This is a genomic window from Streptococcus mitis (genome assembly GCF_003942865.1).
Classification (GTDB): Bacteria; Bacillota; Bacilli; order Lactobacillales; family Streptococcaceae; genus Streptococcus; species Streptococcus mitis_BI.
In genome coordinates this window covers 24,978-36,768 of record NZ_RJNZ01000009.1, presented here as the reverse complement: position 1 = coordinate 36,768, position 11,791 = coordinate 24,978, and the positions used below count along the sequence as shown (strand labels likewise).

The 11,791-nt window shown below is 37.9% G+C and carries 11 protein-coding genes; 2 read left to right on the top strand and 9 right to left on the bottom strand.

Going from position 1 to position 11,791, the window contains the following annotated elements; all coding sequences use genetic code 11:
- Positions 1-4: 4 nt before the first annotated feature.
- From atpA to D8845_RS06935, 7 genes are all read right to left on the bottom strand, one after another.
- Positions 5-1,510, bottom strand: a complete 1,506-nt coding sequence (atpA, locus tag D8845_RS06965; protein ID WP_125452947.1) for a F0F1 ATP synthase subunit alpha — start codon at positions 1,508-1,510, stop codon at positions 5-7.
- 14 nt (positions 1,511-1,524) lie between these two features.
- Positions 1,525-2,061 (bottom strand): F0F1 ATP synthase subunit delta, encoded by a 537-nt coding sequence (locus D8845_RS06960; protein ID WP_094753196.1) that lies wholly within the window; start codon positions 2,059-2,061, stop codon positions 1,525-1,527.
- On the bottom strand, positions 2,061-2,555 hold the full coding sequence (gene atpF / locus D8845_RS06955) for a F0F1 ATP synthase subunit B (RefSeq protein WP_001103468.1): 495 nt from the start codon (positions 2,553-2,555) through the stop codon (positions 2,061-2,063). The genes D8845_RS06960 and atpF overlap by 1 nt, the downstream gene beginning before the upstream one ends.
- A gap of 13 nt (positions 2,556-2,568) precedes the next feature.
- Complete coding sequence (atpB, locus tag D8845_RS06950) at positions 2,569-3,279, bottom strand: F0F1 ATP synthase subunit A (protein WP_000392870.1); 711 nt, start codon at positions 3,277-3,279, stop codon at positions 2,569-2,571.
- A gap of 33 nt (positions 3,280-3,312) precedes the next feature.
- Positions 3,313-3,513, bottom strand: coding sequence for a F0F1 ATP synthase subunit C (locus tag D8845_RS06945; protein ID WP_001054560.1), 201 nt, complete (start codon positions 3,511-3,513; stop codon positions 3,313-3,315).
- Positions 3,514-3,825: 312 nt separating this feature from the next.
- Entirely contained in the window at positions 3,826-5,112 is a 1,287-nt protein-coding gene (locus D8845_RS06940; RefSeq protein WP_024057185.1) for a peptidase U32 family protein, read from the bottom strand.
- 138 nt (positions 5,113-5,250) lie between these two features.
- Positions 5,251-5,949: a GntR family transcriptional regulator gene (locus D8845_RS06935; RefSeq protein WP_125452984.1), complete on the bottom strand. Its 699-nt coding sequence runs from the start codon at positions 5,947-5,949 to the stop codon at positions 5,251-5,253.
- A gap of 141 nt (positions 5,950-6,090) precedes the next feature.
- Here D8845_RS06935 and guaA point away from each other — a divergent pair, with 141 nt between their 5' ends.
- Positions 6,091-7,653, top strand: coding sequence for a glutamine-hydrolyzing GMP synthase (guaA, locus tag D8845_RS06930; protein WP_125452946.1), 1,563 nt, complete (start codon positions 6,091-6,093; stop codon positions 7,651-7,653).
- A 348-nt stretch (positions 7,654-8,001) separates the two neighbouring features.
- Entirely contained in the window at positions 8,002-8,517 is a 516-nt protein-coding gene (locus D8845_RS10600; protein ID WP_125452945.1) for a hypothetical protein, read from the top strand.
- On the opposite strand, the gene D8845_RS06920 is transcribed toward D8845_RS10600, so the two are convergent.
- Complete coding sequence (locus D8845_RS06920; protein WP_125452982.1) at positions 8,480-9,784, bottom strand: McrC family protein; 1,305 nt, start codon at positions 9,782-9,784, stop codon at positions 8,480-8,482. The genes D8845_RS10600 and D8845_RS06920 overlap by 38 nt on opposite strands.
- Positions 9,771-11,693: an McrB family protein gene (locus tag D8845_RS06915; RefSeq protein ID WP_125452983.1), complete on the bottom strand. Its 1,923-nt coding sequence runs from the start codon at positions 11,691-11,693 to the stop codon at positions 9,771-9,773. Before D8845_RS06915 ends, D8845_RS06920 begins: the two co-directional genes overlap by 14 nt.
- Positions 11,694-11,791 lie beyond the last annotated feature (98 nt).

The window sequence follows — 11,791 nt, the reverse complement described above, 5'->3', positions numbered from 1 at the left end:
ATTCTTACTGGAAGCTGGTTTGATTGAGAAACTCTGTAATCGCAGCATCCAAGACTGCTTCTTCTGGCAAGTCTTTTGTATCACGAATGGTTTCCAAAATCTCTGGATGTTGAGCATCAAAGAAGGCATAGAACTCTTCCTCGAAACGAACAATTTCATCTACAGGAACAGTATCCAAGAAACCGTGTGTCAAAGCATAGAGAATGGTTACTTGTTTCTCAACAGGTAATGGTTTGTGAACAGGTTGTTTCAAAACTTCAACTGTACGACGTCCACGGTTCAACTTAGCCTGTGTTGCTGCGTCCAAGTCAGAACCAAACTTAGTGAAGGCTTCCAACTCACGGTATGAAGCGAGGTCGATACGAAGTGTACCAGCAACCTTCTTCATGGCTTTAATTTGTGCAGAACCACCTACACGAGATACAGATGAACCCGCGTCAATGGCTGGACGAATACCCGCATTGAAGAGACCATCACCAAGGAAGATTTGTCCATCAGTGATTGAAATCACGTTGGTTGCGATATAGGCAGAGATATCTCCTGCTTGTGTCTCGATAAACGGTAGGGCTGTAATAGATCCACCACCAAGTTCATCAGAAACTTTAGCTGAGCGCTCAAGCAAACGGCTGTGAAGGTAGAAAACATCCCCTGGGAAAGCTTCACGACCTGGAGGACGACGAAGCAAGAGAGACAGTTCACGATAAGCTACCGCTTGTTTTGAAAGATCATCATAAACGATCAAAACATGCTTACCTTGGTACATAAATTCTTCCGCCATGGCAACCCCAGCATAAGGAGCTAGGAAGAGCAAGGGAGATGGTTGTGAAGCAGAGGCTGTCACAACGATTGTGTAATCCAAGGCACCGTACTGACGTAGTGTTTCTACTTGCGTACGAACTGTTGATTCTTTTTGTCCAATCGCAACATAGATACAGATCATATCTTGACCTTTTTGGTTCAAGATTGTATCAATCGCAATGGTTGTTTTCCCTGTCTGACGGTCACCGATAATCAACTCACGTTGACCACGGCCAATCGGTACAAGGGCGTCGATAGCTTTCAAACCAGTTTGCAATGGTTCTGATACAGATTTACGTTGCATAACACCAGGAGCTGGTGCTTCTACTGGACGAGTTTTATCAGTGTGGATTTCTCCAAGACCGTCAACTGGACGACCAAGTGGGTCCACAACACGACCAATCAGACTTTCACCTACTGGGACTTCCATGATTTTACCTGTACGGCGGATTGTATCGCCTTCACGGATATCTGTAAAGTCACCCAGGATGATAATACCAACATCTGTTGACTCCAAGTTTTGAGCCATACCATAAGAGCCGTTTTCAAAAATCAACAACTCTCCACTCATGGCATTTTCAAGGCCGTGAGCACGCGCGATACCATCCCCGATATAGGTTACAACACCTGTTTCAGTCACATCAAAATTGGGTTTGAAATTTTCAATTTGTTGCTTAATTAAAGCGCTGATTTCTTGTGCGTTAATTGCCAAAAGAACACCACTTTCTATTTCAAATTTTCTTTAACAACTTTAAGTTGTTGTTTAATACTCACATCAATTGTCTTGTGATTGGCAAAAATGACAAAACCACCAATAAGACTTTCATCGATTTGCTCTTTTACACTCCTTACTTTAAGAGACATTTTTTTCTCAATCAAAGGGAGCAAGCGACTCTTCTGTTCATCAGTTAAAGGATGAGCTGACCTAATCGTCACTTCAAATCGATTTGTTTCTTTTTCAAGTCGGTTCAAGCAATCTACAAGAATATCATAAAAAAGATTTGCTCTGTGATTGCAGATAAGAACCTGAATAAAGTTTTGCAATAAAGTCGACACTGAATCTTGGAAGAACGCAATCGTTTTTTCCTTGTCAGACTCGTCTACTGCCACTTTTTTTAAAAAAGAAGGTAAGCCTGTTTCTTCAGCAACTTGCTTGATTTGAGCTAAGTCTGAAAAGATACGGTCTTCTTCTCCTTTTTCTAAAACCAATTGGACAAAAGGCATGCTGTATTTTTCAATTACCTTTACTGTTTTCTTGTCCATTAAGCTTCTCCTAGCTGATCGATATACTGATCAATGAGTTCTTTATGGGCATGACCGTCAAGGTTTTGTGAGATGATTTTACCAGCCAAGCTGATTGTCAAATCTGCTACCTCACCCTTAACGCTTTGTAAAGCTTCAGCTTTATTTTGAGCAATTTCTTGGTTCGCTTTTTCTTTCAAGCGTCCTGCTTCTAGCTTAGCATCTGCTAAAATACTAGCTTTGCTTTTCTCAGCTGTTTCTTTCGCATTCTCAATGATTGTCTTAGCTTCTTTGCGGCTACCAGCCAATTCATCTTCGCGTTTCTGAGCCAATACTTCTGCTTTTTGACGTGCTTGTTCAGCTCCGTCAATATCTGCTGCAATTTTTTCTGCTCTTTGTTCGAAAATGCTAGTCAAATTTGACCAAGCGTATTTCTTAACCAAGACTAGCAAGAGAATAAAGGAACCAGCGATTAGTATAAAATCACCAAGTAATTCACCTACTGTTACATTCATAAACTACTCCTTTCTATTCTTCATCATTAATTTTATTTCCTAGGTACATTGAAGATAACAATGTAAATACATATGCTTGTACACAAGAAATAAAAACAGAAAATGCAGTCCAGATTAGATTTGTTCCAAAAGCAATAGGATACCAATAGAAGGCCTGATGAGAAAGTAGGACTAACATACTTGCCATCACTTCCCCTGCAAAGATATTACCAAAGACCCGCAATGCAAGTGAAAGGAGATTGGTAACTTCTTCCAAGAGATTCATTGGTGTCATAAAACCTGGTGTTACAAATGCTTTTAAATACTTTTTGATTCCACGACGACGAATTCCTTCTACGTGTGTCATTAAGATAATTGTAAAAGACAAGACCAAGTCAAATGACAAATTTGCTGTTGGTGAGGTCCAAAGATTTACACCATCTGTAGTCTGAATTCTAGCCATTAAGCCAATATTATTTGCAATGGCCATAAATAGGAATAAACAGAAATAAAAGAGAGAATAATCCTTTATCATTGGACCAAGGTTTGATTTTGTAAATCCAACGACAAAATCAAATAAATACTCTAATACATTTTGTTTTCCTGTGGGTCTCAAAGTCATATTTCGAGTTGCCCAATAAATAAAGCCAAAAATAAGTGCTACAGTCAACAAAGTCAAAACTACTATGGTTAAATTAAAGGTAACAGGACCAATATTGATGGTTGGATTAATACTTTCTTCCATCTAAAATCCTCCCTTTTTCAATTTATACTTCTTTTATTTGATGATAAATGAAAAGACAAGAGTAACGAAGAAAGTACCTTCAATAAAGGCAACCCCTAGGATCATCAAACTACGTAGTTCTGAGATGATATCTGGTTGGCGAGCAACTGATTTCAACAAACCGTTCATCAACATACCTTCACCAAGAGATACACCCATACAGGCAAGACATAGACCGAAAAATGTTAAATTCATGACGAATTCTCCTTTTAATTAAAATTTACTTACTTAGTTTAGTCCTAAAAATTGGATTTGTCAACTTTTTACTTACGTTGAAAGCGTTTAATGAAAATTATTTACAATTTTACTATTTTTAAGTCTATTATATAGAAAACTTTGGAAAAAACTTGTAACAAATCCCTCCATTATCTAGGTCTTTCTGAAAAATAATGAAAATCCGAGATGAAATCTCGGATGGAAATTAATATATTTTCTTTAACCTAATGCTCTTTAGTAAGTAGGATTAAAGGGAAAGCAACTAGAAAGCTTTCGTCTCCTGCACGCTTATTAAGCACGAACTGTGACGCTGGTGCCATCTTCCTTATAAAGATTGATAAGTCCTTCTTTGAGAGCTCGAACCATATCTCCAGCTTGAACAGGTTGTGGAACCTTGATAGTCAAGAGTTCCATTGGATTTGGAGCGCGGTCAATTTTATTGCCTTTGGCATCATGTAAATCTTCGATATACGTTTCAAAATGACGGAAACCTGGGCCATAAAACTCAACTTGGTCGCCTTCGTTAATAACGTTCCGTTGACGAATAGTTGCTGTTTGTGTTGCATCATCATAAGAAACCACTTCAGCGACAAACTTATACTCAGGAATTTTACGACGAGCACCAAACAACTGCTCATTTTCAGATGGTGTACCATAGTAGAAACCTGTTGCTAATTCACGTTGGGCAACCTTCCACATCTCATCCACCAAGTCTTGTTTGATAGCTTCAAACTTTTCAGGACTTTCAAGATATGCATCCACAGCCGCCTTGTAGCAGTTGGTTACTGTTGATACGTAGTGAATAGACTTCATGCGTCCTTCGATTTTTAGACTGTCCACACCATTTTCAATCATATCTGGAATATGGTCAATCATGGACATGTCAACGGCTGACATTGAAAATTCTTCTGGAATCTCACCTTTAAGACTCTTACGTTCCTTCCCAAATGGCATATCGTAAAGGTCGTATTTCCAACGGCATGACTGAGAGCATCCACCACGGTTGGCATCACGCATACTCATGTGGTTAGAAAGGGTACAACGACCAGAGTAAGAAATACACATGGCTCCGTGGACAAAGGCTTCAATCTCAACATCTGTACGTTTGCGAATTTCAGCTAATTCTTCCATTGAAACCTCACGCGCCAAAACAACACGAGTTAAGCCCAGTTCCTTCCAGAACTCAAGAGTTTCATAGTTAGTGGCACTTGCTTGGGTAGAGAGGTGGATTTCAAGACCTGGTGCTTCTGTCGCTGCAATCATAATCAAGGCTGGGTCAGACACGATAACTGCCGCGATTCCGATATCACGTAGTTTACGGAACCACTCACCAGCACCAGCTTCATTTCCTTCGTGCATCACCATGTTGGCAGCTACATAGACCTTTGCACCGTACTTGGCAGCAAACTGGACGCCTTCTTCCATCTGTTCAAAGGTAAAGTTTCCAGCACGGCTACGAAGACCATAGGCCTGACCACCGATAAAGACAGCATCTGCTCCATACTGAACAGCTACCTTTAGCTTCTCTAAAGTCCCTGCAGGTGATAAAACCTCAGGACGTTTTAATGTTTTTGTCATGTTTTCTCCTATTTGCAATATAAAAGTTTGACGTTTTTCCTTCTCATTTTATAGTAAATAAGCGATAAAATCAAGCCTAGACAGATTGTTTTGACAATTCTAATCTTTTAAGAAAGCAAAAAATCTAGCCTTTCTAGACTAGTTATTCTCAAGATAAAATTCAAAACGTTCGCCTACATACTGACTTTTTACGTATTCAAATGCAGTACCATCTTCTAGGTAGGAAACCTGAGTCAAACCAAGAATAGCATGTCCTTTCTCAACTTCCAAATAGTGAGCAATTTTTTCCTTAGCAAGGCGAGCATAGATGGTCTGCTGTGATTTACCGATACGGTAGCCGTGTTTTTGCAAGGTTTGGAAGAAATGACTGGTGATTTCTTCTTTTTTAAAGTCCTTAATGAATTTTTCAGGAATAGAAGCAACTTCATAAACTAGAGGAACTTGGTCGGCATATCGGACCCGCTCCATTCGGATAATATTGTCCGTTGGAGAAATTCCTAGCTTGGCAACTTCCTGCTCATTGGGAATGGTTTTTCTGTAGGAAATGAGCTGGCTAGAGGGTACTTTACCTTGAGACTTAACAATTTCAGTAAAACTGGTTGTCCCTCGCATCTTTTCTTGTACCCGAGTACTGGAAACAAAGGTGCCACTTCCTACGCGGCGCTCTAAGACACCTTCTTCAACTAATAGAGATACAGCTTGGCGGAGGGTCATGCGACTGACCGCAAACTGTTCTGCTAAATCTCTTTCACTGGGAAGTCTCTCACCAATAGCCCAACGGTGCTCGTCAATATCCTTTTTAATCTGATCATGGATTTTCATATAAGCGGGTAGCATATTTTTCACTTCATTTCTATCTTTTCTCTATTGTACCCTAATAAACTAGAAAAAGTCAAACTTCGCCTTGTTTAGTTGGTAATTCACTAGTATTTGTGATAGAATATTGAAAAAAGATATTTCTTTTGAGAAAGGAAAAAGATGAGCAACATTTCAACTGATTTGCAAGATGTAGAAAAAATCATCGTACTGGACTATGGTAGCCAATACAACCAGCTGATTTCACGCCGTATCCGTGAGATTGGTGTTTTTTCAGAACTAAAAAGCCATAAAATTTCAGCTGCTGAAGTTCGTGAAATCAATCCTGTAGGAATTATCCTATCAGGTGGTCCAAACTCTGTATACGAAGATGGTTCATTTGATATTGACCCAGAAATCTTCGAACTTGGAATTCCTATTTTGGGAATCTGTTATGGTATGCAGTTATTGACCCATAAACTTGGAGGAAAAGTTGTTCCTGCAGGTGATGCTGGAAATCGTGAATACGGTCAATCAACCCTAACACACACACCTTCAGCACTTTTTGAATCAACACCTGATGAACAGACTGTTTTGATGAGCCATGGTGATGCGGTTACTGAGATTCCTTCTGACTTTGTTCGTACAGGTACATCAGCTGACTGCCCTTATGCAGCCATTGAAAACCCAGATAAACACATTTACGGTATCCAATTCCACCCAGAAGTTCGTCATTCTGTATACGGAAATGATATCCTTCGTAACTTTGCCATTAACATTTGTAAGGCTAAAGGCGACTGGACAATGGATAATTTCATCGATATGCAGATCCAAAAAATTCGTGAAACCGTCGGTGATAAACGTGTCCTTCTTGGTCTTTCAGGTGGGGTTGACTCATCTGTCGTTGGGGTTCTTCTTCAAAAAGCGATTGGCGATCAATTGATCTGTATCTTCGTGGATCACGGTCTTCTTCGTAAAGGAGAAGCGGACCAAGTTATGGACATGCTTGGTGGTAAGTTTGGTTTGAATATCGTCAAAGCAGACGCTGCTAAACGCTTCCTTGACAAACTTGCTGGCGTTTCTGACCCTGAACAAAAACGTAAAATCATCGGTAACGAGTTTGTCTATGTATTCGATGACGAAGCAAGCAAGCTCAAAGATGTGAAATTCCTTGCTCAAGGTACCTTATATACAGACGTTATCGAGTCTGGTACAGATACAGCTCAAACTATTAAGTCACACCACAACGTGGGTGGTCTTCCAGAAGACATGCAATTTGAACTGATTGAACCACTCAACACTCTTTATAAAGACGAAGTTCGTGCCCTTGGTACAGAGCTTGGTATGCCAGACCATATCGTATGGCGCCAACCATTTCCAGGACCAGGACTTGCTATCCGTGTTATGGGTGAAATCACTGAAGAGAAACTTGAAACTGTTCGTGAATCAGATGCTATCCTTCGTGAAGAAATTGCTAAAGCAGGTCTTGACCGCGATATCTGGCAATACTTCACAGTGAACACAGGCGTTCGTTCAGTCGGCGTTATGGGTGACGGTCGTACTTATGACTACACGATTGCAGTCCGTGCGATCACTTCTATCGATGGTATGACAGCTGACTTTGCAAAGATTCCTTGGGAAGTGCTTCAAAAAATCTCAGTACGTATCGTAAACGAAGTGGATCATGTTAACCGTATCGTCTACGATATTACAAGTAAACCACCTGCAACCGTTGAGTGGGAATAGAAAAATAGAATAAAAAGCCCTTAGTCTACAAGTTTCTAAGGGCTTTTCTTTGGCTTCTGATGATAAAGGATGCTCTAGTTTAAATCAAAAAGCCTCTCATCCAATATTTCTATGGTATTCGTTTCATGTGCTAAATCATCAAGAGCATTTAGGACAAGACCTCCTATCACTAATTTTTGATTTCTTAATTTGAACAATAAGATTCCACATTTTATTACTTATGAAAAGAATTACAGTCGTTATTCTCAAGATTAATAATCCACCTTGACCAAGATATTACACCTGTATTCACTTATACTCGCCCTCGTTGAAAGAAATGGAAGATTCGCCCTAAGAACTTTATCTACTATGAATACTATTACTGTTACCTCTGCACTGAAAATCAAATCTTATCTTACTCCACAACAAATCTCGATGGCTGTCATGAGTATAAAAGTAATCCTAATATTTGCGCAATTTGTTCTCTGTTATCCTGTTACTCGCCATATTGGGAAGGAGTATTTAGAGATTTGTAAGAAAATTCGGCATCAAAAGAGAAACATGGAACTTTACCATAAACGTAAAGAAACGGTGGAGAGACTTTTTGGTACAGCCAAAGAATGCCACAATCTACGTTCCACAAGAGAAGTTTGCAATTCCAAAATGAAGGAAAAAATGCTGGCGGGGAAGCCTTTTTATTTTTCACTGAAAAGTGTTTTGATAAAGATTCAAACCCATTTTAAGGATAGTAGTACTGAAGATATAAAAAAGACAAACACTAAAATGATGTTTGTCTTTGATCTGTTATTTATATTTCTCATCAACTCACTAGAGTCGATAAAGAACTTTATTTTCTCGCTACTTCCTCTTCAATATTCTCTTTAAAATTTTCTTCTGAATTTTCCATCATTTCACAAAATTCACTATAGGATGAAGACTCCCGAGAAATTTGGATAGACCATTTCTTTAACAAAGCTCCATAACCTGCTAGCTTTCCTATCTCATTATCAACAACTTTGTCCTCGCTCGGAAAAACAAGACCAGCCTTCTCAGCTTCTAAAATATAAGAATAGGAAATCAACTGGAACAAGTCCTCACGGTTGATTCCTTTTTCAATGAACTCCAGTTTTTTATATTTAGCATCTAGAACAATCTTTCGTTCTCTATCATAAAAATCTGGATAGACTTTTCGTTTCCCATCAGAAAATACTAGGATACCTCCTTTCTTTTCTTTATTCCGTGGATGGATGAAATCTTTTGGTAACAAGGTGTAAACATACTCTTCCCAAAGCCAGGAAACATCAAAAAGAATACCATGTACCCTCTGTTCTTGAAGTCCAATACCATGCATTTCTCTACTTAGAATCATCAAGCAGAGTTCCTGTAACTTTCTATACTCTCTGAAATAGGCATGTCGGATGGGTTTGATTGTATTCATTCTAATAATCTTAACACGATCAGCTAGTTTATAAGCTGAGGTTACACGAGTAATTTCAGTTATAGTTTCACGATTACTATCGAGTAGTGCTCCAAAACTTTTTTGAGTCTTTATGTACTCAATCGTATGCCGAATCAACTGCATGAGTGGATTATCATAGGCAAACTCTCTTGTTGTATAAGCAGTATTTCCCGTAAAAGGAAGATTTTTCTTAAGATGATTTCCTACATCAACGGCTCCCTTTACATGACTGTCGTTATGATAAAATCTCTGGTATTCCTTATAAAGACCTTTTCGAAGAGCAGCTTGCAGATACTTTGGAAAGAGGTAAACCAAGAGTTGATAGAGTTTATCTTCAGGAGATAAACCGACATCCAAACTAGTCAGATTGATATTGAGAATCTTTTGTAAAAGATAATGTAAAAAATAGTCGTCACTTTCATCAGAAAAACGAGAAGAAATCATCAATCTTTCCTGATCACACCCCAGAAAACCAATCACATTACCTGTCTTAATTTCCTGATTGACTGTTTCAAAAATCTTTTGGTCCTTATCCAAATCAGGAGTATGAGTCAAATCATTTGGAAAAATAAAGATATTGTCCTCTTTAGAAAGGTTATCCAGTGTTCTATCAAGAAGTGCTTGACTTAGTTTGGGATATTCTGCGACAAAGTTTTCTTTAGCAATTCTATGCTGATTATCAGTGATTCGCATCATTATCACCAGTATCTTGGGGTTCTGTTTGCTCGTTATTTGTCAGATCAAATGCATTTTTCAATGTTTCCAGAGTTTCATCCTCTTCATAAGAACCCCGTAAGTAATCTTCCAAAAGCGGTTTAAGGTAATCAGACCAAAGTAATTCATAGTCAAAATCTACATCCTTCAACTTAAGGAAATAACTTGGTCCGATATGATAATGACTGTTTAACTCCTGAACATTTTCGATAGCAGCATTTAAGTTTCTTAAACGTTTTTTCGCTTCTTCTGCTTCATCACCGAGAACATCGTCTAGCATACCAACTTGACTCTCGGCAGTAACTTCAACAAAACGGAAGCGACGACGCATAGCAAAATCAAAGGTGTCCACTGAACGGTCAATATCATTCATAGTTCCGATAATATAGACATTTTCAGGGATATAAAATTTCTCATCAGTCTCATGTAAATTAGCATACTGAGTAGAAACACATCCCTTTTCACCACGATAGCCAGGGTCAATAGAGAAAAAGAGTTCACCAAAAATCTTAGAAATCTCACCACGATTGATTTCATCAATGATGAAGACGAATTTCTTGTCTGTGTTGATCTCTATTGGAGAGATATAGTCTTTCAAACCAAATCTTTTCTTTAAAATTTCAAGGACTTTTTTTCCTTGGTTACGATAATAGGGCTGTTTCAGATATTTTTCATCTTTATAGAGTTCATAAACATAAGATTTTGTTAAGCAAGTTCCTTGGGACTTAGTTTCATAATTGATATTAAAATTATTTCTACTATTTACTGTGAGATAGGAAAATTCTGTCAAATATTCTTTTTCATCTCTGCTATTTACATATTCAAGATAAAGATCCCACGCTTCCTCAAAATTATCTTGGCCTCCAGTTTTCTGAGCTTCTTTCGCTCTCTGACAGAACTTCTTAAAAATACCATACTCTAGCTTAAACTCAATAGCTCCATCCCCATTTGATACCGGTCTCAGCCCCTCTACAAAATCCGTATAATCATAAGATGGGTGAAACTGTACAAAGCCGATTTGCTCCTCCCGACCTTCCGTTAAATCTTTAGCAATTTCTTTAGCAAGATAAGTTTTTCCTGTACCAGGTGCACCTCGGAGGATTAGGTTTTTGGATTGTAGTAGAGTTTGACTCAATGGGTGATAAACCTTATATTCTGCAGACATTTTTTCTTCTTTCTTTTCTTTATCGTATAGAAATTGTGTTGAATATTCAAATAAAATGCTTCCCAAAATTGAAGATTCTAGTTCAGGATAGGTTTTAGAAAATAGTTTACAAATCTCATGATTCTGACGATAGGGTCCTCCTTGATTACTTTGAGGAATCAACCTATTCCAAAATTCATTCTGACTATTCATATTTGCTCCTAAAAAAGAATTGTTCTCAGAATAAATACAAAGTAGTTTTGTCACCACAGCAGAACGACCAATAAATTCATTTGTGGACTTTTTCATATCAAATATAGGATTGTCAAAATCAAGTTTACTACCGATTTGAATAATCTGATACAGATCTCTTTTTAGTTTATTAAAACGTTGCTCCAATTCAGATATAGGAATGATTTTATTAGCTTGATTTTTATAGCTTTGGGTATCCTCATTCCAATAAATACCAAATTTTGAAGAGCCTCCTCCTCCAATACCTAAAAATAAAGATTTGTATTTCCCCCTCTCAAGACTATAGCAAAAAGAATTACTTTTAGCACCTTTCCCAATAACATAATCATCAATAGACATGGTTAAAATTCTATCAAGTGGCCACTCTTTAAGAAATTCTTCACGTAATTGTTCATTGTAAATACTATATTTAGATGCATCTTCTCTTAATCTTATTTTATTTTCTTGGTACCAAGCATAAAAATCATCCAAACTAATTTTTCTTTTCAGCATCAATCTTACTCCTTTTATAATAATGTTCGAATAAAAAACTAGATATTTCATATATAGAATATCATACCCTATAAAAAAAGAAAAGAATTTCTAAAGAA